Source organism: Sphingopyxis sp. sgz302558 (genome assembly GCF_057220455.1).
Genome location: NZ_JBXPUZ010000002.1, coordinates 192,990 through 214,711 on the forward strand (window position 1 = coordinate 192,990; position 21,722 = coordinate 214,711).

Consider the following 21,722-nt stretch of genomic DNA (forward strand, 5'->3'; position numbering starts at 1 on the left):
CGCCGGGTTCGGCGTGCGTCACGGTGGTGATGATTTCCAGCGTCTGCTTGGCCCCGCCAATCTGCGCGCAGCCCAGCGTGAAATCCGCGCCCTCGTGCAAGGTTACGTCCAGCTCGACCCGCCCATAATCGCCGCCGCTGTTCAGCACATAAAGCGCCGCCGCTGCGCCCTTGCCAATGCTCAGCTGCATCTGCACCACGCCGCCCGTATCCTGCACGATGGCGCGCTCAAACTTGCCGCCAGCCGGCACGATCACCGCTTCGGGCGCAGGCAGCGGCCAGGAGCGCGCCAGCGCCTCCAAATTGCTGTAGCGCCAAGCCTCGTCACGGCGGGTCGGCAGCGCTGTCATTTCGGTCCTCCCGCTGCGCGCCTTTCCGCGAGCGCAGCAATGCCATCATTGCGCGTTTCGAACAGGCACGCACCGATGCTGTTGTTTATCGGCTTCATGAGCGTCTCGCGCGCCGCCTTGTCCTTGTTTTCTTCAAAAATGGCCCTGATTTCGGCAGCGCGGGGTGCTGCGCATTTCAGCAATGCGTCGCACCCGATCTGGTCGATCAATTTGTCGCCGGTCGACCGCTTGGTTGTGCAAACAAACTTGCCCTTGCGCTCCTTGAAATTACCACGCCAGCTTTTCAGCTTCTGCGCGATCACCACAATCTCGGGGTCTTCGTTGGCAATGGTTGGTGGCGCTGCCGCAGGCCCCTGCACCAACCAGAAAAGAGCAGCGAGCATCGTCAAGCCGCCACCCCGGCATAGCCATGCTCTTCCAGCTCCAGCGCCAGTTCGGGCCCGCCGGTCCGCGTGATGCGCCCGGCTTCCAGCACATGGACAAAATCGGGCCGCACATAATCGAGCAGTCGCTGGTAATGGGTGATCAGCAGCACCGCCTTGTCGGGCCGCCGCATGATGCGGTTGATGCCGTCGCCGACCACGCGCAGCGCGTCGATATCGAGGCCGCTGTCGGTTTCATCGAGGATCGCGAGCGCGGGGTCGATAATGCCCATCTGCACCATCTCGTTGCGCTTCTTTTCGCCGCCCGAAAAGCCGACATTCACCGGGCGCTTGAGCATCTCCATGTCCATGCCCATCGCATCGGCCTGCGCGCGCGCGATTTTCAGGAATTCGCCGCCCGACAGCGGCTCCTGCCCACGCGCCTTGCGCTGCGCATTCAGCGCCTCGCGCAGAAATTGGACGTTCGACACGCCGGGGATTTCGACGGGATATTGGAAACCGAGAAACAGCCCGGCGGCGGCGCGTTCGTGGGGGTCGAGCGAGAGCAGGTCCACTTCGGTTCCCCGGCGAAAGCCGGGGCCCAGCGCGGCAACTTCCGCGCTATCCGCCACTGGACCCCGACTTGCGTCGGGGAGCGGGGGCGTGAAGGTCACCGAACCCTCGGTCACTTCATACCCCGGCCGCCCGCCCAGCACATAGGATAGCGTCGATTTCCCCGCCCCATTGGGCCCCATAATCGCATGAATCTCGCCCGCGCCCACGGACAGCGTGAGGCCCTTGAGGATCGGCTTGTCGGCAACGGTGGCGTGGAGGTTATTGATTTCGAGCATTTTTAAGCCAATTCCGGGTCAATTGAGCCGTGCTGTGCTAGCGCGCGGCGATATTCTGGTATCTGCATAAAGGCCTTGTGAATTGCCTTTGGGTCTACGCCGTCAATAGCTGCCATGTGGACAAACTGGCGCATCAGCATGTTCAACTTCTCTTCGAGCGGAGCTTCGTAGAAGTCAGCATTACAAGCGCCCCAGGTGCTTGAATATCGGTCATCATCTTCATGGCCCCATCGTATTACATCGACTGCCGGTAGCTTGTCGGTTTCGTCTGGGTTCCAGTTTATTTGCACTTCCGCGAGCGGAAATTCGTACTCTCGATCCATCACCCCACGCTCCCCTCAAGGCTGATCCCCAGCAACTTCTGCGCCTCCACCGCAAATTCCATCGGCAGTTGCTGGAGCACTTCCTTGGCAAAGCCGTTGACGATCAGCGCCACGGCTTCCTCGGCGTTCAGCCCGCGTTGCATCGTGTAAAACAGCTGGTCGTCGCTGATCTTGCTTGTCGTCGCCTCATGCTCGATCTGCGCCGACGGGTTGCGCACTTCGATATAGGGCACCGTGTGCGCGCCGCAGTCCGACCCCAACAGCAGCGAATCGCACTGGGTGAAATTGCGTACCCCCTCCGCATTGGGCGCCACGCGCACCAGCCCGCGGTACGTATTGTTCGAACGCCCCGCGCTGATGCCCTTCGACACAATGGTTGATCGCGTGCGCTTGCCATTGTGGATCATCTTGGTGCCGGTGTCGGCCTGCTGGTAATTGTTGGTCACCGCTACCGAATAAAATTCGCCGACGCTGTCATCGCCGTTGAGCACGCAGCTGGGATATTTCCATGTCACCGCGCTGCCCGTTTCGACCTGCGTCCAGCTCACCTTGCTGCGCGCGCCCTGGCACAGCGCGCGTTTGGTCACGAAATTATAGATGCCGCCCAGGCCCTCGGCATTGCCGGGGTACCAGTTTTGCACCGTCGAATATTTGATCTCGGCATCGTCCAAGGCGACCAGTTCGACCACGGCGGCGTGGAGCTGGTTTTCATCGCGCATCGGCGCGGTGCAGCCTTCGAGATAGCTGACATAGCTGCCCTTGTCGGCGACGATCAACGTGCGTTCGAACTGCCCCGTATTTTCGGCATTGATGCGGAAATAGGTCGACAGCTCCATCGGGCAGCGCACGCCTTCGGGGATGTAAACAAAGGTCCCGTCCGAAAAGACCGCGCAATTGAGCGTGGCAAAATAATTGTCGTGCATCGGCACGACCTTGCCCAGCCATTTGCGGACCAGATCGGGATATTCCTTGATCGCTTCCGAAATGCTGCGGAAAATCACGCCAGCACGTTCCAGCTCGGCGCGGAAGGTGGTCGCCACGCTGACGCTGTCAAACACCGCATCGACCGCCACCTTGCGCGCGCCCTCGACGCCCGCGAGCACTTTCTGCTCCTCGATGGGAATGCCCAGCTTTTCATAAACGCGCAGGATTTCGGGATCGACCTCGTCCAGCGACCCCAGCTTGGGTTTCGCCTTGGGCGCCGCGTAATAATAGGCGTCCTGATAATCGATCGGCGGCACGTTCAGCTTGGCCCAATCGGGCGGCGTCATCGTCTGCCACATCCGGAACGCTTTCAGCCGCCAGTCGAGCATCCATTCGGGCTCGTCCTTCTTGGCCGAAATGAAGCGGACCGTATCCTCGGTCAGGCCCTTGGGCGCGAAGTCGGTCTCGATATCGCTGGCCCAGCCATGCTCATAATCGGCGACCTTGGCGGCGGCCTCATGCGCGGCGGCGTCCTTGATCGGGGTGTCGGTCATGCGCTGATCCTCCCCTCCCGCTTGCGGGAGGGGTCGGGGGTGGGCCTGTCGGGCATGAGCACTGGCCCACCCCAAACCCCTCCCGCAAGCGGGAGGGGCTTTATCAAACTACTCAAACTAACCCCCCCCAGCGCCCCGCGCACCGCGCCATTGACTGCGCCCCAATGCGGCTGAACGCGGCAATTGCCCTCCAGCGCGCAATCGTGCCGCGCCTCGTCGACACAGGCGGTCATGGCAATCGGTCCTTCGACCGCCTCGATAATGTCAGCCAGCGAAATCGCCGCTGCCGGCCGCGCCAGACGAATGCCGCCGCCGGTGCCGCGGGTCGATGTCATCAGGCCCGCGCGCGTCAGCAGGCTCACCAGTTTTTGCGCCGTCGGCAACGGAACACCGGTTTCTTCGGCCAGCGTCCCCGCATTAACCTTGGTCCCGCCGCAATGGCGGGCGGCGGCGCTCATCAGCACCACGGCATAATCGGCAAGCTGCGACAGGCGCATGTTTTTCCTTGGTTTTGCGACTCACTGGCCAATCAGACCAATTTCATCCGATTAGATAGGCGAAGCGGTGGTTGGGTGCAAGCGATCGAAAAATCCTCCTTGTGACTGCGAAGCAGTCATGGGGAGGTGGCCCCGCAGGCGTCGGAGGGGCAGCACCTCTCGACATTAAAATGGTTTCACGCAGAGGGCGCAGAGGAAGCAGAGACCGCAAAGAGATTGTGCTTTCCGGGAAAGCCGCTTGCGGTTGCGACTTCGTGGTTGCCGCAGCGACCGAAATGAAGGCGGCCTCCCGGCCGCAAACCAAAATCTCTGCGGTCTCTGCTTCCTCTGCGTTCTCGGCGTGAACCCAAAAAACCCTCCCCGTGGCGGCTTCGCCGTCACAGTGAAGATTTCACGTATCCGTAATCAACGGACTCACCTGGCCGCGCAGCCGGTTGCGGCCCTCGGTGGTGGCGGTGGTATAGGCGCTGGGCTTCGCCAGCTGTCCCGGCGTCACCCCGGCAAAGCGCTTAACTTCGCGGATCAGGTGCGACTGGTCGTAAAAGGCCTCGGCCAGCGCCGCGTCGTCCAGTTTCACGCCGCGCGCCAGCGCCGACGCCGCGCGCAGCGCGCGATATTTGCGCGCCAGCATCTTGGGTGACACGCCGTAAAAGCGCTTGGTCATCCGCTCGACCGAGCGCGCCGACATGCCCGTCGCGGCGATCAGGTCCTCGATTTGTGGCGACAGATTGGCCATCAGCCACTGGTCCACCGTGCGGGTGAACCACAATGGCGCGGGATCGCCGCGGCGCATCATTTCGCGCGCCAGTTTCTGCAGCATGCCAAGCCGCACCAAATCGCAATCCGCATCGGCAATCGCCTGCGCCACTTCGTAAATCCAGTCGCCGAACACTTCGTGCGCGGGCAGCGCGCGATCGGTAAACTTGTCGGCTTCCGGCCCCATCAGCGTCGCCCAGCCGCCCGGCATAAATCCCATACCGCACACATACACCGGACCATGACAGACGGCGCGCACCGGCGCAGTCGTCGGGCCGATGATGGTCGCGCCCCACGCCTCGCATACCAGTCCATTGGCGAAATGATATTCGCCCGGGCTGTTGTTCAGCCGCAGGCGGAACTGCGGCCGGTCGGCACGCTCCAGCTCGTCAAAATGCGCAACTGGCAAATCTGCGAAGTAAAGGGTCGAAATCAGCTCGGCCAGATCGGCGTCCGGCAGAAAATAACGGATGGGTTGCCCCAGTTGTTCGCTCATCGTCGTTGCCCGTCGACGCCCCATAGCGTGGCGACAGCCATAAGCATCTGCCGAACAAAGAAAAGGCAAAAAGACACCCGGCAGGGGAATCCCCCGCCGGGCGCTGGAGGGTGGAAGGTTCCACACCGTCCAACGGTCTGGTCCCCCCCGGGTCGCAGGGGGCGAATGTCACGGTCCGGTTGATTCGCCATAGGACAGAAACGACAGAAACGCGTTTCATGATGAAATGCTTCAAATTGAAGCGGACGGGGTGGGGGAGGTTAATGCTGTCGCTTCCGTCGTCATTGCGAGCGCAGCGAAGCAATCCAGAGGGGCTTGTCACAACCCTGGATTGCTTCGCTACGCTCGCAATGACGCTCTATTATTGAGCCACGGCAGCCCTAAATCCCGTCATTCCTGCGCCTTGATCCACGCCTCGACGCGCCGGTCGAGCACCGCCAGCGGCATCGGCCCGCCGGTCAGCACCACATCGTGAAATCCGCGCCAATCGAATTTCTTGCCCAGCCTGTCCATCGCGCGCTGGCGCAATTCCATGATTTTCAGCTTGCCGACGGTATAGGCCGTCGCCTGCCCCGGATAGACGATATAGCGCTCGATCGCCTTCACAATATCGCCCTCGGGGTTGGGCGTGTTGTCCTTCAGATACTGGATCGCCTTCTCGCGGCTCCAGCGCTTGTCGTGGATGCCGGTATCGACCACCAGCCGGCACGCGCGCCACAGTTCCATCCCCAGCCGTCCGAAATCGCTATAGGGGTCGGTGTAAAAGCCCATGTCCTTGCCCAGTTCCTCGGTATAAAGGCCCCAGCCTTCGGTATAGGCGGTGAAGCCGGCAAAGCGGCGGAACGGCGGCACATCTTTCAGTTCGGTCTGCACCGCGCGCTGCAAATGGTGGCCCGGCACGCCTTCATGATAGGCCAGCGCCTCCAGCTCGGTTTTGGGCATGTCGCGCAGATTATACAGGTTGACGTAATACACGCCGGGCCGCGAACCATCGGGCGCGGGCGACTGGTAAAAGGCCTTGCCCGCCGATTTCTCGCGGAACGCCTCGACCGCCTTGATGCTCAGCGGCGATTTGGGCAGCACGCCGAAATATTCGGGCAGCTTTGCCTGCATCGCCGCCATTCGTGCTTCGGCCTCGGCGATATAATCCTCGCGGCTGGTGTGATAGAATTTGGGGTCGGTGCGGACGTAGGTGAAAAATTCCTGCAACGTCCCCTTGAACCCGACCTTGGTCATGATCGCGCGCATCTCGCCGTGGATGCGCTTCACTTCCGACAGCCCCAGATCGTGGATCTGGCCCGCGGTCATGTCGGTGGTGGTATAGCTCGCCAGCAACGCGCGATAATAATTTGCCCCGTCGGGCAGCCGCCACACCCCGTCGTCGGTCGGCGCGGCGGCCATCTGTCGCTCCATCTCGGCGCGCAAGCGGCGATAGGCAGGCGCAGCGCTCTCGCTCCACGCTTTTACTGCGGCCATGTTCAGCGCCTGCCGCCGTTCGGCGGTAACTTCCAGCTTGGCGATCTTGCCGCGGAAATCGTCGAGCAAAGTCTGTCCCGACAATTGCATGTCGCGGCCCGACCGCGACAGATTGTCGATGTCGCTGATAACATAGGGATAGACCCATTTCGGCGGCTGGATACCGGCGGCGAAGCGCTTGGCGCTCTCGGCGGTCAGCGCGTCGATCTGCGGCCCCAGCCCGCCGAGCCTGCTGATATAGGCCTCGGCCTCGGCCTCATTGGCCACGCGGTGGATGTTGATCAGGAACGCGGGCAGACCGCTATGCGCGCCGTTCATCTGGTCAAAAATATAATCGTGATTGCGATAGGCGAACAGCGACGCCGACCGCTTGGCAATGTCGTCGAACAGCTGGACCGACAGCTGCTCATCGGGCGACAGGCCGGCAGGATCAAAGCTGGTCCGCATGGCCGACGCAGTCGCCTGCAGCAATTTTTCGCGCGCCACTTCGGCCTCGTCGCCGATGCTATCCCATCGCCCATAATCATCGTCGCGCACCCCGCGATAGGATTTGGACTGCGGCGACATGGACAGTTGCGCGGCGTCATAGGCGTTGAAAAAGGCAGCGAGTCCAATACCTTGCGCTGGTGCAGCGGGGGCAGGGGCGGCGCTCTCCGGTGCGCGTTGCTGCGCCGCACAGGCGGCGAGCGCCAGGGCCAGGGTGGATACGGTGATCAGGCGCAGGGGCGACATATATCTCTCCATCTTTCGGTCGCCGTCAGGCTTGCCATAGCCCCTTGGCTGGCGCAATGGCCGCCCATGACGCTGCTCGCCACGCTCGCCGATACTATGTTCGCGCTCGCCCGCCCCATGGTCCACGCCAGCGATGCCGAAGCCGCGCACAGCCTGACCATCACAGCGCTCGAACGCTTGCCGCGTGCACGCTGCGCGACAACTTCGCCAACTTTGGCCACGACGCTGGCGGGCATCGCATTTCCGAACCCCATCGGCCTCGCTCCCGGGTTCGATAAGGATGCGCGCGTGCCCCACGTCATGCCCCACTTCGGCTTCGGCTTTGTCGAGGTCGGTACGCTCACCCCGCTGCCGCAAGACGGGAACCCGCGTCCGCGCGTGTTTCGGTTGACCAAAGACCGGGCGGTCATAAACCGATTGGGCTTCAACAACGGCGGACAGGATGCCGCGATCCGGCGTCTCGCCGCCTTCCACCGCACCGCGCCCGCCGTGCCGCTGGGCATCAACATCGGCGCGAACAAGGACAGCGCGGATCGCATCGCTGACTATGCGCGCGGCATGGCGGCGATGGCCCCGCTTGCCGACTATATCACCGTCAATATCTCTTCGCCCAACACACCGGGCCTGCGCGCGCTACAGGATAAAGGCGCGCTCGAAGCCCTGCTTGAAGCGGTCCGCGCGGCTGCAACAGTGCCCAAACCCATTTTCCTGAAAGTCGCACCCGATCTCGTGCCCGCAGACATCGACGATATTGTTGCGGTCGCCATCGACCGCAAACTGGATGCGCTGATCGTCAGCAACACCACAATCACCCGTCCGCCGCTCACCGACGCGCAGGCAGCGGAAACCGGCGGCCTGTCTGGCGCACCCCTACGCGATCTGGCGCAGCAGCGGCTGGTCGATTTCCGCCGGGCCAGCGGCGGGGCGATTCCGCTGATCGGTGTTGGCGGCATCGCCAGCGCCGACGACGCCTGGACACGCATTCGTGCCGGCGCTTCGCTGGTCCAACTCTATTCGGCGCTGGTGTTCGAAGGGCCGGGACTGGCGGGCCGCATCGCGCGCGGGCTGGAAGCATTAGCGAGGCGCGATGGATTCTTGCGCGTGGCCGATGCGGTTGGGGTCGATGGCTGACGGGGTTGCGCTGCCCGCCGCAGCGCGCCAAGGTTGCACGATGACAAAGAAACTCTTCGCGCTCGTCGCGGCGGTCCTGCTCGCCGTCCCACAATTCGCCATCGCCCAAGGCGTCACCAGCAGCGCCGATCCGCGGGCCACGCTGGCGGGCAAGGAAATCCTGACCAAGGGTGGCACCGCAGCCGATGCTGCCATTGCGATGATGCTGGTGTTGACCCTTGTCGAACCGCAGTCCAGCGGCGTCGGCGGCGGTGGTTTTCTAGTCCATCACGACGCGGCCACCAACAAGATCGCCACCATCGACGGTCGCGAAACCGCTCCCGCCGCCGCAACACCCGATCGATTCCTCGGCCCCGACGGTAAGCCGCGCGGCTTCATCGACATCGTGCCCGGTGGGCTTTCGGTGGGCGTCCCCGGCAACCTCCGCCTTGCCGAACTAGCGCACAAACAATGGGGCAAGCTTGCTTGGGCCGATTTGTTTGCGCCCGCTATCCGCCTCGCGGACGAGGGGTTTGAGGTCACGCCCGCGTTGCAGACCTGGCTGATCCGCTTCGAGCCGCTGTGGAAGGATTTTCCCGCCGCGCGCTCGCTATACTATATCGACGGAAAACCCGCTCCCGTCGGCGCGCGCATCCGCAACCCGGCCTATGCTGCGCTATTGCGCGACGTGGCCAAACGGGGACCCGCAGCCTTCTACACCGGGGTCAATGCCCGCGCGATCAGCGACGCGGTGGCGAAAGCCGCGCGCAATCCAGCGGTGCTGACCGCATCGGACCTTACCAGCTATCAGGCCAAGCCGCGTGACGCGGTCTGCACCACTTACCGCGTCTATCGGGTTTGCGGCATGGGTCCGCCCTCGTCCGGCGCGACGACGGTGTTCGGCATCCTTGGCATGCTCGAGGGCTTTGACATGAAGGCGATGGGCAAGGACAGTCCGATGAGCTGGCACTTGCTCGCGGAGGCGATGCAGCTCGCCTATGCCGACCGCGAAACCTACCTCGGCGATGCCGATTTCGTCGACGTGCCGGTGAAGGGCCTGCTCGACAAAGCCTATCTCGCGGGCCGCGCGCAAGCGATTTCTCCCTTCGGCGGGGCAGGGGCCTACACCCCCGGCACGCCCCCCGGTGCGCCCGCGCGCACCCGATCGGGCCCAGTCGCGGAAAGCGGCACCACCCACTTCGTCGCCACCGATAAATATGGCAATGTCGCCAGCTACACCTCGACCATCGAAAGCGTGTTCGGCAGCCATCTGATCGCCAATGGCTATTTCCTCAACAACGAACTCACCGATTTCGATCACAGCCCGGTCAACGCACGCGATGGCGCACCGGCCGCCAACCGCGTGGCACCTGGCAAGCGCCCATTGTCCTCCATGTCGCCGACCATCGTTTACGGCCCCGACGGCAAAGTCATCCTCGCGGTCGGCTCGGCGGGGGGCAAGCGCATCATCATGCACGTCACAAAGACACTGATCGGCGTACTCGATTGGGGACTGTCGGCGGAGGAGGCGATCAAATTGCCCAACCTCTATTTCGGCCGCGGCGGCGTGCTGATCGAAGATAGCGCTACGGGCAAGGCACTCGCGGAAAAGATGAAGCCCTTTGGCTACAGCGTCACTCCTACCGACCTCGGCTCGAAACTTAACGCTGCTGAACGGGTTGGCGACGCATGGCGCGGTGCCGCCGATCCTCGCGGCCCCGGCAGTTCGGCAGTCGACGACGCCCCACCGCAAGGATAGGGTCGATCAGACAATAGTCACCATAGTGCTGAGCTTGTCGAAGCACGTGTCAAAAGCGTAGACACCGGCTTGTTCGAGTGCCACGCCCTTCGACAGGATCAGGGCTACGGTGTAGTAAAATTGCTGCCCGGGAGAGCAGAAAAATATGAAACTCACCAACCCACACCTCGATCAGTTTCCCAGTCTGGTCGCGATGTTTTTCGATCGCGCGGAAAAGGGCGGCGAGTCTCCCTTTCTGTGGCGCAAGTCTGACCGCGTCTGGCAGCCCTTAAGCTGGCGGCAGGTCGCCAATCAGGTCGCCGCGCTCGCCCATAATTTGCGCGAACTGGGGCTGAAGGACGGCGACCGGGTGGTCCTTGTCAGCGAAAACCGCCCAGAATGGTGCATTGCGGATCTTGGCATCATGGCCGCGGGATGCGTTACCGTGCCGACCTATACCACCAACACCGAACGCGATCACCAGCACATTCTGGACAACAGCGGCGCTCGCGCCGTCATCGTGTCGACCGCCAAACTGGCACGCAGCCTGATGCCCGCCGTCACCCGCTCGGACGCAAGCATCGTCATCACGATGGAAAGCCTTCGCGTCGGCCAGCAGGGCGATGTCGCGGTGCACGACTGGGCCCCGCTCGTTACCGGCGGCGCGGCATGGCTCGATACGGCGGTGGCGCGCGGCAAAGCGATGCAACGCAGCGATCTAGCCTGCCTGATCTACACCAGCGGCACTGGCGGCGCGCCGCGCGGTGTAATGCAGCACCACGGTGCCATCCTCCACAATGCAGCAGGCGCAGCTGAAGTGCTGGTCAATGATTTCGGTATCGGTGATGAAGAGGCGTTCCTGTCCTTTCTACCGCTCAGCCACGCCTATGAACATTCGGGTGGCCAGTTCCTGCCCATCATGGTCGGCGCGCAAATTTATTACAGCGAGGGCCTCGAAAAGCTCGTCTCGAACATCGAAGAGACGCGTCCGACCATCATGGTGGTGGTCCCGCGTCTGTTCGAAGTCATCCGCGCGCGCATGATCAAGAGCGTTGAGAAACAGGGCAAGCTCGCCAACTTCATGCTGAAACAGGCGATGCGCGTCGGCGCCAAGGATTACGATCGCCGCATGGGGCTGCTCGACCGCCCGCTCGACAAATTGCTTGACCGCATGTTCCGCCCCAAAATCCAGCAGAAATTCGGCGGGCGGCTGAAGGCGCTGGTCTCTGGCGGCGCGCCGCTAAACCCCGATATCGGCGTCTTTTTCCACTCGATCGGCATGACCCTGCTGCAAGGCTATGGCCAGACCGAGGCAGGTCCGGTGATCAGCTGCAACCGCCCTAGCGTGGGCATCAAGATGGACACCGTCGGCCCGCCGCTGATGAACACCGAGGTGCGCATCGCCGACGACGGCGAGATATTGGTGCGCGGCGAACTCGTCATGCACGGCTATTGGCGCAACGAAGCCGAAAGCGCGCGCGTGCTCATCCCTGATCCTGCCGAACCCGCCAAGGGCCCATGGCTGCATACGGGTGACATCGGCCATATTGACGAAGCCGGGCGCATCGTCATCACCGACCGCAAAAAGGACCTGATCGTCAACGACAAGGGCGACAATGTCTCGCCGCAGCGGGTTGAGGGCATGCTCACGCTCCAACCCGAAATTTTGCAGGCGATGGTTTATGGCGACAAGCGCCCGCACCTGGTCGGTATCATCATGCCCGATCCCGAATGGATGAACGAATGGGCCGAGGCCAATGGGCTTCCGCATGATTATGCGCTGCTGCGTGAACATGACAAGTTCCGCACTGCCGTTCGCGCTGCAGTCGACCGCGTTAACGAACAATTGTCGGTCATTGAAAAGGTGCGCAAATTCGACTTCGCCGACGAAGCCTTCACTATCGAAAATGAACAGATGACCCCGTCAATGAAAATTCGCCGCCACGTGCTGCGCGAGGTTTATGGCGCACGGATTGCAGCGCTTTATGGGGCGGGGTGAAAGATACAGCCAAACTGTCGTCGTCCCGGATTTGATCCAGGACAACAAGCCACGATTCGCGCGTTGTCCCGGATTAAGTCCGGGACGACGAGAGCGTTGCTAACCTACCGCCCCGCCTCGGCTGCCTTCCGGTACGGCACAAATTCGCCAAACACACAGGTCGGCCCGCGGATGCCGCTGGTCCGGTCGACCAGATGGAAGAAATCGCCCTTGCAGGTGCCAGTACCGTAGCTGCGAATGACCATGATGTCATTGTCGCGCGCCAGCCCGGGGCAACTGCCCTTCAGCTGGTTGCGGTACACCAGATTGCCTGACGCGCGGTAGAGCAGGATGTCGTCCGACACGCGGATCGTCTGGTAACTACGGCTGTTGGCGTTCAGGCAGTTGACCGGCGCGCCCGCCACTTTGCCCGCCAGCTGTTTGTCAAGAATTTCCATCTGCTTGGGCGTCAGCGCCTCGGCGCGGGGTTCGGCCGATCCGCCGCTGGGGGCGCACCCGGCCAACAGCGCTGCGGTGGTCGCGCTCCCAATTGCGGTCAAAAATCTTCGCGTCATGACCCATCTCCTGTGCTGTGCGCCCAGTCTGCGTGCGCTATGCTGAACCGGTGCTGAAGCCCGCCTAGGCCGCATCCTTTAGTGCGCGAATTTCGCCCAGCCGTTCGGCGGTCGCCGCGCGCAAAAACGGGTTGGTCGCTCGTTCGGCACCGATGCTGGTCGGCACCGTCGCCTCCCCACGTGACCGCATCGCCTCCACCTCGGCCAGCCGCGCTGCCAGCGCGCCATTGTCTGGCTCGACCGTCACAGCAAAGCGTGCGTTCGACAGCGTATATTCGTGTGCGCAATAGACGCGTGTATCGTCCGGCAGCGCGCCCAGCGCCTGCATATTGGCGAACATCTGCTCCGCCGTGCCTTCGAACAGACGGCCACAGCCCATTGCGAACATGGTGTCGCCGACAAAGATCGCGGCATCATCGGCGAAATGATAAGCGATATGCCCCGCAGTGTGCGCTGGTACGTCCCACACTTGCGCCGCAACACTGCCTAGCATCACCGTGTCGCCGCCCGCGACCAGCCGTTCCAGCGACGGAATTCTCGCGGCTTCGGCGACGGGCCCAGTGATAGTGCAGCTGGTTGCCGCCTTGATCGCCGCGTTGCCGCCGGTGTGGTCGGGGTGCCAATGGGTGTTCCAGATATCGCTGATCGTCCACCCGCGCGCCGCCGCAGCGTCCAGCACCGGTTCGGCTACAGCCGGATCGACCACCGCCGTCGCGCCGCTGACCGGTTCGTGCACCAGCCAGACATAATTGTCGCTCAGCACCGGAATGCGGACGATTTCAAGCGCCATCGCTGTCCTCCGTCGGAGCTGGCCCCGACTGTTCCCACAGCTCGATCTTGATGCCGTCGCAGTCGACGATCCAGGCGAATTTGCCATATTCCTCAGCCTGCTCGCCCAAAATCTCAATCCCTTCGCCGCGCAATTTGGCGACCATCGCATCGCAATCATCGACGCGCAGATTGATCATGAAGGCGGCGGTGCTGGGGGCAAAATAGTCGCTGTCCTGTCCAAAGGGCGACAGGACCGAATAGGGATCCTCCTGCGCCTCGCCCGACCAGGCCAGATTCGCCCCCCATGGCCCGCCAATGCCCAGATAGCGTTGATACCAGGCCTGCGTCGCCTTCGGGTCCGCTACCTTATAGAATATCCCGCCCAGTCCAGTAATCTTCGCCATTGCTACCACGCGCCCGTATTGGGCATGGACACCCAGGGTTCTTGCGGCGGCAATTGGCCGTCCTGCAACAGCTCGACCGAAATACCGTTGGGCGATCGTACGAACGCCATATGCCCATCGCGCGGTGGGCGGTTTATGGTGATTCCTGCGTCCATCAGCCGCTGGCACGTGTCGTAGATGTTCTCGACGCGGTAGGCGAGGTGGCCAAAATTACGCCCACCGGTGTAGGCCTCAGGTGCGCCGCCGTCGGCGGGTGGCCAGTTATAGGTCAGCTCTACCTCCGCCACGCCTTCCTGCCCCGGGCAAGCGAGAAAAATAAGCGTGTAGCGCCCCGCTTGGCTGTCGAACCGCCGCACTTCTTCAAGCCCGATGAGATTGAAAAAGCGCACCGTCGCATCGGGATCGCTGACGCGGATCATGCTGTGCAGATATTTGGCCATGGGCTGGAGTATAGTGCCCTGCGGCGCAAATTAAACCCGTCATTGCGAGCACAGCGAAGCAATCCAAGGTGGTTTACGCTGGCCCTAGATTGGGTCGCTGCGCTCGCAATGACAACTAGATTCTGAGCGCCTGCCCCTCATAATTCTCGAACATCGCCACGACCGCATCCGGCACGGGCGTCGATGGCCCGCGCGCCTCGCTGACATGCACCGATACTTCCATGCCGGTGGCACGCAGGTCATCGCGGCCGGCGCCATGCAGCTCGAACAGAAATGTCATCGAGCTGCGCCCGATACGGCTGCACCGCACGCAAATGTCGATTTCCTCGTCGAGCAGGATCGGGGCTTTGTAATCCACCTCGGCGCGCGCGACATGGAATTCGGCGTGCTTCTGCTCGCCATCATACATGCCGACCGCGCGCCAATATTCGGTGATGCCGATGTCGAAATATTCCAGGTAACGGCTGTTGAACACCACCGCCTGCGCATCAATCTCGGCATAGCGGACGCGCTTTTTCTGGCTGAATTTGAAATCGGCGCGCGGCATATTGGTCCCCTGAAAACTGGTCAGCGACCCATGCCAGCCACGGTTGCCAGCAGCAAGCCTATGTCGGCATCGCGCGACAGCCGGTGATCGCCGTCCTTGATCAACGTCACCGTCACCGTATCGCTGGCCAGCGCCGCCGCCAGCTGCAACGCAATGTCCCACGGCACATCATCGTCGCGCTGGCCATGGAGCAAGTGGACGGGGCAGGCGAGGGGGATGGGCGCACCATCCAGCAACCGGTTTGCCTCCCCCGACTGCCACAGCGCGCGCGTGGTAACATAGGGCTGGTCGCCATAGGGGGTGTCCTGTAACAGCACCCCTTCGGTCTGGATGATCGCCTTTTGGGCATCGGTGAAGCCCCAGTCGGTAAAATCGGGCGCGGCGGCGATGCCGACTAGCCCCGCCAGCCGTTCGGACGACAGCACCAGCGCGGCGAGCAGCATCACCCATCCGCCCATCGAACTGCCGACCAGCACTACCGGCCCCACCACGCGCGCCGCAATCAAATCCAGCACATCGTCGCGCCAGTCGATCAATGTCTGGTCGCCAAAGCGCCCTGCCGACAATCCGCACCCGGCATAATCGAACAGCAAGCACGCCTGACCGCGCGCGGCGCAATCCGCCATCAGCGCCTGTGCCTTGCTGCCTGCCATGTCGGACATATATCCGGGCAGGAACACCACCGTCGGCGTGCTTCCAAGCAAGTGATGATAGGCGAGCGCCGGGCGGTCGGGGCGGGGGTGCAAACTGGGCGGGGGCGCGGTCATGAGCCCCGTTTGTCATTGCTTTGTTGTGCCCGCAATGTCGGCATTGATCAATCGCGCAGGAAAATCTCTTCGATCCGCAAACCAAACACGTCGGCAATGCGAAACGCCAGCGGGAGCGAGGGGTCATATTTGCCCGTTTCTATGGCGTTGACCGATTGCCGCGACACGCCCAGCGCCTCGGCCAATTGTTGCTGGTTCCAGCCGCGTTCGGCGCGCAGGACCTTCAGACGGCTTTTCATGCCCGCCACCGTGCGAGGACACCGCCAAATCCCAGCATCGCCAGCCAGATTGCGCCAACCCATTGCGGGCCGCTCGCCACCACCCCGAACACATTCAAAAACTGCCACACGGTGACGATGGTCAGCGTCAGCGCGGTGGCCCACAAAGTCTGCTTGGCGAACAACAGCCGCTGATACTCATCATCGCATTCGACCAACAGCCGGAAAATGGCCCAGAAAACGGCGATGATGGGCAGCGCTGATACCAGCGCCAATCCAGTGAGCAGCACCGGACCATGCTCCGCTCCATTGCGTGCGAGGCTTAGGCAGCCAATCAACGCCCCGATATAGGCCGACATGGCTCCGGCGATCCGGAACATATAGCGTTGCATATACGGCGGCATCTTCTGCGCTTGGTCCATGTCACTTCTCCTGTGTGCATGGGGCTATGACCATCGGCTACCAATGCTGATGGAAAGGTCCCCAATCCAAATGTCAAACGACCCTTACAAATGGCACGATCATTTGTCAAGCGACCTTTCCAAAAAGGTGATGATCCTTGTCTTGCGTGCCGCTGCGCGCCCGCCCCCTTGCTCCGCTGCGCCTGCACTGGCAAAGGAGCGCTCGCGCAATTCCGTGCCTGAAAGCTGTGTAATTCCCATGTCCGACATGATCCGCGTTACCCTTCCCGATGGCTCAGCCCGTGAAGTCGCGCGCGGGACTACCCCGGCGGACATCGCCGCCGCCATCGGCCCGGGCCTCGCCAAGGCGGCGCTTGCCGCGCGTGTCGATGGCGAGGTGCGCGACATCATGCGTCCGCTGGAAAGCGACACCAACCTCGCGCTGATCACCGCAAAGGACGAGGCCGACGCGCTCGAACTCGCACGCCACGATTTCGCACACATTATGGCCGAGGCGGTGCAACGGCTTTTCCCCGGCACGCAGATCACCTTTGGCCCGGCGACGGCGGATGGTTTTTACTACGACTTCGCGCCCACAGCCGATCACGGCCCCTTCCGCGACGAAGAGCTGCCGCTGATCGAGGAGGAAATGCGCCGCATCATCGCCGCCGACAAGCCGCTGCGCCGCGAGGTCATGGCGCGCGACGATCTAATCGCGCGCTGGCGGGCTGATGGCGAGACGTTCAAAGCCGAATGGGCCGCCGAATTGCCAGAGGGCGAAGAACTTAGCGTTTACTGGTCAGGTGATGACTGGATGGACATGTGCCGCGGCCCGCACCTGGCCTCGACCGGCAAGCTCGACCCGCAAGCGTTCAAGTTGACGCGCGTCTCGGGCGCTTATTGGCGGGGGGATCAGAAAAATGCGCAACTTTCGCGCATTTATGGCACCGCATGGCTGAATAAGAGACAACTCGACGCCCACCTCCTCCGCCTTGAGGAGGCCGCCAAGCGCGACCATCGGCGGCTGGGGCAGGAGTTGGACCTGTTCCACCTGCAGTCCGAAGCACAGGGCAGCGTGTTCTGGCACCCCAAGGGCTATGTCATCTATCGCGCGCTTGAGGATTATATGCGCCGGGCAATCAAGGCGGCGGGCTATGACGAGATCAAGACGCCGCAGCTGATGGACGTGCGCCAGTGGGAGCAATCGGGCCATTGGGGCAAATATGCCGAGAATATGTTCGCGGTGCCCGACATCGTGCCGGATGGCGAAGGCGCGCCGACGGTGGCCGCCGATGCCGACTGGATGGCGATGAAGCCAATGAACTGCCCGGCGCACATCATGGTGTTCCGCCAAGGCATCAAATCCTATCGCGATCTGCCGCTGCGCTTCTACGAAAATGGCTGCTGTCACCGTAACGAGGCGCATGGCGCGCTGCACGGCATCATGCGCGTGCGGCAGTTCACGCAAGACGACGCGCATATCTTCTGCCGCGAAGATCAGATCGTCGACGAGGTGCGCGCCTTCTGCGCGCTGGTCGACCGCATCTACAGGGATTTCGGCTTCAGTTATGCGATCAAGCTGGCACTGCGCCCCGAAAAGCGCTTCGGCAGCGATGCCGACTGGGACAAGGCGGAGAGCGAGCTGCGCGACGCGGTAACGGCCGCCGGTCTCGCCACGCCCGAATTCGGCTGGGAGGAGCTGCCCGGCGAAGGCGCTTTCTATGCGCCCAAGCTCGAATGGCATCTGACCGACGCGATCGGCCGCACCTGGCAGGTCGGCACGCTGCAGTCAGACCGGGTGCTGCCCGAACGACTCGACGCCAGCTATGTCGGGGAGGATGGCGCGCGCCATCGCCCGGTGATGCTGCACCGCGCGATCTTCGGCACCTATGAACGTTTTATCGGCATTCTCATCGAGGAATATGCCGGGCGCTTCCCGATGTGGCTCGCGCCGGTGCAGGCAGTAGTGGCGACGATCACGTCGGATGCTGATGGTTATGCCCAAGACGTGTTTAGGCAGCTGGAAGCTACCGGAATCCGCGCGGAAGCCGATCTGCGCAACGAGAAGATCAATTTCAAAGTGCGCGAACATAGCCTCGCCAAAGTCCCGCAACTGCTGGTGGTCGGCAAGCGCGAGGCCGAAGAGCGGACCGTGGCGCTGCGCACTCTGGGCCAAGAGGGGCAGCGGGTCATGCCGCTGGACGAAGCCATCGCGATGCTGACGGCGGAGGCGACACCTCCCGATCTCAGGGCCTAACGGGTGCGTGCACTCATCGTCGCGTCGCTGGGCATCAACATCGCGGTGCTGGTGCCGGTTTGCTTCAGCTTGCTTGCTAAGTCGGACTGGACGCTGGCGGCCTATGGTGCGGACAGCCCCGCGCGCGGGATCCTGTTGTCCATCTATCTCGCTATATTGGTGGCGTCGGCAGGCCTTCTGTTCAAACCCGTGCCGACGATGGTCGCGGCGCTGTTGATGGTGCAGGTGCTGTACAAGCTGACGACGCCTATCACCGTTGGTACGCTTAGCAATCCGGTCGTTATCAGCAATCTTGCCATCGCCGCCTTTCATTGCCTGACACTGGCCGCAATTTGGAATGGCCGACAGGCTTAACCTACTCAGAGGAGCTGTTCATGAGGTTCAAGACCTTCGTTTTCTCCCTTGCTGCAACGGTAGCCCTGTCGGGCTGCGATGCCGCCAAGGACGTCGGTGCTGGCGTTGAAAAGGAAATGGCCAAGGCCGAAGCCGAGGCCAGCCGCACGCCTGCGCAACGCTGCCAATGACAGGATGCATGGCGGTATGGGCAGCAGCATTGATGCCGACCCTGACGTTGCCTTCATGCAGGGAATGATTCCACACCATCAAGGCGCAGTCGACATGGCGCGCGTGGTGCTGGAGCATGGCAAGGACCCCGAAGTCCGCGCGCTCGCCGAAATGGTGATCAAGGCGCAGGAGGCGGAAATCAAGCAGATGCAGGCTTGGCTCGCCAAACGCGGCGCACAGCCAGCCGCCGCACCGGACATGCCGGTGGCGAGCGACGGGGTCGACCACAGCAAGATGGGGCATTGAGGGTCAGGCAATACCGGCTGACGAGGTTGATGTATTTTGAGGATTACCATTTTGTTCAGAGGACCAGCGCTTGAACGATGGCCATGAGCCTGCCCGGTTTGCCGGGTCGAGCGTAGAGTCTGCGTCCCCGCGCCGTCGTAGGCTGTGGAATCTCGTTCCTCTCATTCTGCTTGTCGGCATAGCATTGTTGGCGCTCGGCTATCACAATGCGACCCGCGACCCAGTCATTCGGACAGCGACCGTCGCGTTCGCCGACTGGCCGACAGGTACGCCGCCGCTCAGGGTGCTGCACATCTCAGACATCCATGTCGCCGGACCCGACATGCCGCCTGAGCGGCTAGAGCGAATAGTTGCCAAGTTTAACCGATTACACCCTGACCTCGTGACCATTGGCGGCGATTTGGTCAGCGAAAAGCGAATGGCCACCCACATCTATGCGCCCGACGAAGTCGTTGCACCATTGGGAGCCCTGCGTGCGCGCTTAGGAGTGGTAGTGGCGCTAGGTAATCACGATCACTGGTATGCGCCCGCCAAATTGCGGGCTGGGCTCGAACGGCGCGGCATAACCGTGCTCGCAAATGAGGCAGTGCGGCGCGGGCCACTGATCATCGGCGGCGTAGATGATGATTATTCGGGCAATGACGATGTGCCCAAGACATTTAACGCGATGGGCGCCTTGGGCCCCGGGCCACGGATATTGGTTACGCACAGCCCAGATATTGTGCCTGAACTGCCACATCCTGTCGGCGCAACACTGGCCGGACATACGCACTGCGGGCAAATCCGACTGCCGCTTATCGGAGCCTTCACATACATTTCCCGCTATGGTGACCGTTATGCTTGTGGCGTGATCAAGGATCCCAATGGCCCGGTGGTGGTCGGTGCGGGTCTTGGCACCAGTATCTTGCCGTTGCGTTATGGGACGCCACCCGATGTCTGGCTAATCACTTTTCGCAAGGCGCAATGAACGAGCTCTTGCGACTGCTGGCTGAGACAACGGGTTTAACGCCCTCTGCACTCGCGCTCGCCACCGCCATGACTTTTGGCGCGGCGGTCATTCGCGGGCTGACAGGATTTGGGTTGGCAATCATTCTGGTGCCGCTGCTGGGCTTGCTGATTGCCCCGGCGCAGGCGGTGGTGCTGTGCATATTACTGCAATTGCTGGTTGGCCCCGTTGGGTTGCCACGTATCCTGCGCGATTCGCACCGCCCCAGCGCGCTAGGCATATCCGCTGCGGCGCTGGTCACAACCCCACTGGGAATTGCGGCGCTCACCGCATTGTCGACGGATGGAGCGCGTTTGCTAATCGCATTGATCGCGCTTGGGGCCTTCGTCCTCATCCTTTTGCCACAGCACCCCGACGGCCACCGCCCGGGCTGGCTGGCCATTGGCGTGACGGGTGCCTTATCAGGTCTGCTCAATGGCTTTGCCGCGATGCCGGGGCCGCCCGTGGTGCCCTTTTATCTGCGACAGGCGCTGATGCCGCAGGCCGCCCGCGCTTCGATGATGCTGGTATTCTTTGCGACGGCGGTTGCGGGCACCGTCGCGGCATGGTGTGCAGGCTTGATCTACGGCCGGTTGTTCTTGCTCGCGCTGCTGCTGTTGGTTCCATTGCTGGCGGGCAATTTGCTGGGCGGATTGGCCTTTGGGAGAGTACCCGAACACTGGTGGCGCAGCATCGTCGGGCTGGTGCTGGCGCTCGCCGGGATTGGCGCAGTGGCGCGGCTGCTCGCCTGAAGCAGGGCTTGCGCGGCGTCCAATCGCTCGGCTAAAGCGCCGCACCGCAGATTTTCGGGGCAAAGGATTGGAGTTGAGCGACGGTTTGGCCAACAACAAGGGCATGGTGCGGGTAGGACGACCGGTGCCCGACGCCGGGGGGCGCAGTCGCTTTGGCCTGTCCGGCGTTTCCCAAAGCTATGACCCGCGCACCGTGGCGATCCGTCCCGACCTTGCCGACATTGCTGTCGCCGGCCAGCATTTTGCCCCGCACTATGCCGCACCGATGATGCGCAGCGTGCGCGTTGCAACGCCGCTGCGCTCGACCAGTGCAGGCGATGGGGAGACGCTGGGCGAGCTGCTGCCGGGCGAGGGTTTCGCATTGCTGGACGTGACCGGCGGGGTGGCGTGGGGCTATCGCTTGAACGACCATCTGGTCGGCTATTGCCCAGCTGCCGCACTCGGCTCGCCGATTGCGCCAACGCACCGTGTCGCTACCGCCGATGCGCCAATCCTTGCCTCAGCGGACGACAATGCCAGCCACGTCACCAGCTTTCCCGCTGGTGCGCTGGTGATGGGCAGCGCGTCTGGGGAATGGCTTGAGACACCGCACGGCTGGATGCGCCTCGCCGATCTGGAAGAACTCGCGGCGACAGGTGGCGCGGGCTGA

At 62.6% G+C, this 21,722-nt stretch carries 25 protein-coding genes and 1 pseudogene; 10 read left to right on the forward strand and 16 right to left on the reverse strand.

Annotated elements, in window-relative coordinates:
• The 8 genes and pseudogenes from AC2TC0_RS06195 to AC2TC0_RS06230 all read right to left on the reverse strand — a co-directional run.
• Positions 1-349: pseudogene (locus AC2TC0_RS06195) on the reverse strand (SufD family Fe-S cluster assembly protein); the annotation flags it as partial.
• Positions 346-732: a hypothetical protein gene (locus AC2TC0_RS06200; RefSeq protein WP_484716647.1), complete on the reverse strand. Its 387-nt coding sequence runs from the start codon at positions 730-732 to the stop codon at positions 346-348. The pseudogene AC2TC0_RS06195 and the gene AC2TC0_RS06200, both read right to left, overlap by 4 nt.
• A 2-nt stretch (positions 733-734) precedes the next feature.
• The gene (gene sufC, locus AC2TC0_RS06205) at positions 735-1,562 is read right to left on the reverse strand and encodes a Fe-S cluster assembly ATPase SufC (RefSeq protein WP_484716648.1); all 828 of its coding nucleotides are present in this window, start codon (positions 1,560-1,562) and stop codon (positions 735-737) included.
• Between the two features lie 2 nt (positions 1,563-1,564).
• Positions 1,565-1,885 carry a hypothetical protein gene (locus AC2TC0_RS06210; protein ID WP_484716649.1) on the reverse strand — a complete coding sequence of 107 codons (321 nt, stop codon included), beginning with the start codon at positions 1,883-1,885 and terminating at the stop codon, positions 1,565-1,567.
• Positions 1,885-3,363 (reverse strand): Fe-S cluster assembly protein SufB, encoded by a 1,479-nt coding sequence (gene sufB / locus AC2TC0_RS06215; RefSeq protein WP_484716650.1) that lies wholly within the window; start codon positions 3,361-3,363, stop codon positions 1,885-1,887. The genes AC2TC0_RS06210 and sufB overlap by 1 nt, the downstream gene beginning before the upstream one ends.
• Positions 3,360-3,860: an RrF2 family transcriptional regulator gene (locus tag AC2TC0_RS06220; protein WP_484716651.1), complete on the reverse strand. Its 501-nt coding sequence runs from the start codon at positions 3,858-3,860 to the stop codon at positions 3,360-3,362. Before AC2TC0_RS06220 ends, sufB begins: the two co-directional genes overlap by 4 nt.
• Before the next feature lie 391 nt (positions 3,861-4,251).
• A complete protein-coding gene (locus AC2TC0_RS06225) occupies positions 4,252-5,112 on the reverse strand; it encodes an AraC family transcriptional regulator (protein ID WP_484716652.1) in 861 nt (286 codons plus the stop codon).
• Positions 5,113-5,502: 390 nt separating this feature from the next.
• Positions 5,503-7,320, reverse strand: coding sequence for a DUF885 domain-containing protein (locus tag AC2TC0_RS06230; RefSeq protein WP_484716653.1), 1,818 nt, complete (start codon positions 7,318-7,320; stop codon positions 5,503-5,505).
• Between the two features lie 66 nt (positions 7,321-7,386).
• Here AC2TC0_RS06230 and AC2TC0_RS06235 point away from each other — a divergent pair, with 66 nt between their 5' ends.
• The 3 genes from AC2TC0_RS06235 (at position 7,387) to AC2TC0_RS06245 (ending at position 12,167) form a co-directional block, all read left to right on the forward strand.
• Positions 7,387-8,451 (forward strand): quinone-dependent dihydroorotate dehydrogenase, encoded by a 1,065-nt coding sequence (locus AC2TC0_RS06235; protein WP_484716654.1) that lies wholly within the window; start codon positions 7,387-7,389, stop codon positions 8,449-8,451.
• 40 nt (positions 8,452-8,491) lie between these two features.
• The gene (gene ggt, locus AC2TC0_RS06240) at positions 8,492-10,189 is read left to right on the forward strand and encodes a gamma-glutamyltransferase (RefSeq protein WP_484716655.1); all 1,698 of its coding nucleotides are present in this window, start codon (positions 8,492-8,494) and stop codon (positions 10,187-10,189) included.
• A gap of 145 nt (positions 10,190-10,334) precedes the next feature.
• Entirely contained in the window at positions 10,335-12,167 is a 1,833-nt protein-coding gene (locus tag AC2TC0_RS06245; protein ID WP_484716656.1) for an AMP-dependent synthetase/ligase, read from the forward strand.
• A gap of 104 nt (positions 12,168-12,271) precedes the next feature.
• Here AC2TC0_RS06245 and AC2TC0_RS06250 read toward each other — a convergent pair whose 3' ends face one another.
• The 8 genes from AC2TC0_RS06250 to AC2TC0_RS06285 form a co-directional block, all read right to left on the reverse strand.
• Complete coding sequence (locus AC2TC0_RS06250) at positions 12,272-12,721, reverse strand: hypothetical protein (RefSeq protein ID WP_484716657.1); 450 nt, start codon at positions 12,719-12,721, stop codon at positions 12,272-12,274.
• A gap of 64 nt (positions 12,722-12,785) precedes the next feature.
• Positions 12,786-13,511, reverse strand: a complete 726-nt coding sequence (gloB, locus tag AC2TC0_RS06255) for a hydroxyacylglutathione hydrolase (RefSeq protein ID WP_484716658.1) — start codon at positions 13,509-13,511, stop codon at positions 12,786-12,788.
• Entirely contained in the window at positions 13,501-13,896 is a 396-nt protein-coding gene (locus tag AC2TC0_RS06260; RefSeq protein ID WP_484716659.1) for a VOC family protein, read from the reverse strand. The genes gloB and AC2TC0_RS06260 overlap by 11 nt, the downstream gene beginning before the upstream one ends.
• 2 nt (positions 13,897-13,898) lie before the next feature.
• Positions 13,899-14,336: a VOC family protein gene (locus AC2TC0_RS06265; RefSeq protein WP_484716660.1), complete on the reverse strand. Its 438-nt coding sequence runs from the start codon at positions 14,334-14,336 to the stop codon at positions 13,899-13,901.
• Between the two features lie 115 nt (positions 14,337-14,451).
• The gene (locus AC2TC0_RS06270) at positions 14,452-14,883 is read right to left on the reverse strand and encodes an acyl-CoA thioesterase (protein WP_484716661.1); all 432 of its coding nucleotides are present in this window, start codon (positions 14,881-14,883) and stop codon (positions 14,452-14,454) included.
• A gap of 20 nt (positions 14,884-14,903) precedes the next feature.
• A complete protein-coding gene (locus tag AC2TC0_RS06275; RefSeq protein ID WP_484716662.1) occupies positions 14,904-15,650 on the reverse strand; it encodes an alpha/beta hydrolase in 747 nt (248 codons plus the stop codon).
• Between the two features lie 47 nt (positions 15,651-15,697).
• Positions 15,698-15,889, reverse strand: coding sequence for a helix-turn-helix transcriptional regulator (locus AC2TC0_RS06280; protein ID WP_484716663.1), 192 nt, complete (start codon positions 15,887-15,889; stop codon positions 15,698-15,700).
• The gene (locus AC2TC0_RS06285; protein WP_484716664.1) at positions 15,886-16,290 is read right to left on the reverse strand and encodes a hypothetical protein; all 405 of its coding nucleotides are present in this window, start codon (positions 16,288-16,290) and stop codon (positions 15,886-15,888) included. The genes AC2TC0_RS06280 and AC2TC0_RS06285 overlap by 4 nt, the downstream gene beginning before the upstream one ends.
• Before the next feature lie 238 nt (positions 16,291-16,528).
• Here AC2TC0_RS06285 and thrS point away from each other — a divergent pair, with 238 nt between their 5' ends.
• The 7 genes from thrS (at position 16,529) to AC2TC0_RS06320 (ending at position 21,722) form a co-directional block, all read left to right on the forward strand.
• Entirely contained in the window at positions 16,529-18,526 is a 1,998-nt protein-coding gene (gene thrS, locus AC2TC0_RS06290; protein WP_484716665.1) for a threonine--tRNA ligase, read from the forward strand.
• Between the two features lie 3 nt (positions 18,527-18,529).
• The gene (locus AC2TC0_RS06295) at positions 18,530-18,880 is read left to right on the forward strand and encodes a hypothetical protein (protein ID WP_484716666.1); all 351 of its coding nucleotides are present in this window, start codon (positions 18,530-18,532) and stop codon (positions 18,878-18,880) included.
• 20 nt (positions 18,881-18,900) lie between these two features.
• Positions 18,901-19,050, forward strand: coding sequence for a hypothetical protein (locus tag AC2TC0_RS06300; protein WP_484716667.1), 150 nt, complete (start codon positions 18,901-18,903; stop codon positions 19,048-19,050).
• 16 nt (positions 19,051-19,066) lie between these two features.
• Positions 19,067-19,336, forward strand: coding sequence for a CopM family metallochaperone (copM, locus tag AC2TC0_RS06305; protein WP_484716668.1), 270 nt, complete (start codon positions 19,067-19,069; stop codon positions 19,334-19,336).
• Between the two features lie 187 nt (positions 19,337-19,523).
• Positions 19,524-20,303: a metallophosphoesterase gene (locus tag AC2TC0_RS06310; protein WP_484716669.1), complete on the forward strand. Its 780-nt coding sequence runs from the start codon at positions 19,524-19,526 to the stop codon at positions 20,301-20,303.
• Positions 20,300-21,073, forward strand: coding sequence for a TSUP family transporter (locus AC2TC0_RS06315; RefSeq protein WP_484716670.1), 774 nt, complete (start codon positions 20,300-20,302; stop codon positions 21,071-21,073). The genes AC2TC0_RS06310 and AC2TC0_RS06315 overlap by 4 nt, the downstream gene beginning before the upstream one ends.
• A 73-nt stretch (positions 21,074-21,146) precedes the next feature.
• On the forward strand, positions 21,147-21,722 hold the full coding sequence (locus AC2TC0_RS06320) for a hypothetical protein (RefSeq protein ID WP_484716671.1): 576 nt from the start codon (positions 21,147-21,149) through the stop codon (positions 21,720-21,722).

What these genes read in the sequence shown, in the direction of transcription:
- AC2TC0_RS06280 (WP_484716663.1), bottom strand. Translation starts at nt 15,889, where the DNA reads ATGAAAAGCCGTCTGAAGGTCCTGCGCGCCGAACGCGGCTGGAACCAG.
- AC2TC0_RS06300 (WP_484716667.1), top strand. Translation starts at nt 18,901, where the DNA reads ATGAGGTTCAAGACCTTCGTTTTCTCCCTTGCTGCAACGGTAGCCCTG.
- AC2TC0_RS06235 (WP_484716654.1), top strand. Translation starts at nt 7,387, where the DNA reads ATGACGCTGCTCGCCACGCTCGCCGATACTATGTTCGCGCTCGCCCGC.
- AC2TC0_RS06315 (WP_484716670.1), top strand. Translation starts at nt 20,300, where the DNA reads ATGAACGAGCTCTTGCGACTGCTGGCTGAGACAACGGGTTTAACGCCC.
- thrS (WP_484716665.1), top strand. Translation starts at nt 16,529, where the DNA reads ATGTCCGACATGATCCGCGTTACCCTTCCCGATGGCTCAGCCCGTGAA.
- AC2TC0_RS06245 (WP_484716656.1), top strand. Translation starts at nt 10,335, where the DNA reads ATGAAACTCACCAACCCACACCTCGATCAGTTTCCCAGTCTGGTCGCG.
- AC2TC0_RS06275 (WP_484716662.1), bottom strand. Translation starts at nt 15,650, where the DNA reads ATGACCGCGCCCCCGCCCAGTTTGCACCCCCGCCCCGACCGCCCGGCG.
- AC2TC0_RS06210 (WP_484716649.1), bottom strand. Translation starts at nt 1,885, where the DNA reads ATGGATCGAGAGTACGAATTTCCGCTCGCGGAAGTGCAAATAAACTGG.
- sufC (WP_484716648.1), bottom strand. Translation starts at nt 1,562, where the DNA reads ATGCTCGAAATCAATAACCTCCACGCCACCGTTGCCGACAAGCCGATC.
- sufB (WP_484716650.1), bottom strand. Translation starts at nt 3,363, where the DNA reads ATGACCGACACCCCGATCAAGGACGCCGCCGCGCATGAGGCCGCCGCC.
- copM (WP_484716668.1), top strand. Translation starts at nt 19,067, where the DNA reads ATGGGCAGCAGCATTGATGCCGACCCTGACGTTGCCTTCATGCAGGGA.
- AC2TC0_RS06225 (WP_484716652.1), bottom strand. Translation starts at nt 5,112, where the DNA reads ATGAGCGAACAACTGGGGCAACCCATCCGTTATTTTCTGCCGGACGCC.
- AC2TC0_RS06265 (WP_484716660.1), bottom strand. Translation starts at nt 14,336, where the DNA reads ATGGCCAAATATCTGCACAGCATGATCCGCGTCAGCGATCCCGATGCG.
- AC2TC0_RS06260 (WP_484716659.1), bottom strand. Translation starts at nt 13,896, where the DNA reads ATGGCGAAGATTACTGGACTGGGCGGGATATTCTATAAGGTAGCGGAC.
- ggt (WP_484716655.1), top strand. Translation starts at nt 8,492, where the DNA reads ATGACAAAGAAACTCTTCGCGCTCGTCGCGGCGGTCCTGCTCGCCGTC.
- AC2TC0_RS06230 (WP_484716653.1), bottom strand. Translation starts at nt 7,320, where the DNA reads ATGTCGCCCCTGCGCCTGATCACCGTATCCACCCTGGCCCTGGCGCTC.
- AC2TC0_RS06200 (WP_484716647.1), bottom strand. Translation starts at nt 732, where the DNA reads ATGCTCGCTGCTCTTTTCTGGTTGGTGCAGGGGCCTGCGGCAGCGCCA.
- AC2TC0_RS06250 (WP_484716657.1), bottom strand. Translation starts at nt 12,721, where the DNA reads ATGACGCGAAGATTTTTGACCGCAATTGGGAGCGCGACCACCGCAGCG.
- AC2TC0_RS06220 (WP_484716651.1), bottom strand. Translation starts at nt 3,860, where the DNA reads ATGCGCCTGTCGCAGCTTGCCGATTATGCCGTGGTGCTGATGAGCGCC.
- AC2TC0_RS06270 (WP_484716661.1), bottom strand. Translation starts at nt 14,883, where the DNA reads ATGCCGCGCGCCGATTTCAAATTCAGCCAGAAAAAGCGCGTCCGCTAT.
- AC2TC0_RS06285 (WP_484716664.1), bottom strand. Translation starts at nt 16,290, where the DNA reads ATGGACCAAGCGCAGAAGATGCCGCCGTATATGCAACGCTATATGTTC.
- gloB (WP_484716658.1), bottom strand. Translation starts at nt 13,511, where the DNA reads ATGGCGCTTGAAATCGTCCGCATTCCGGTGCTGAGCGACAATTATGTC.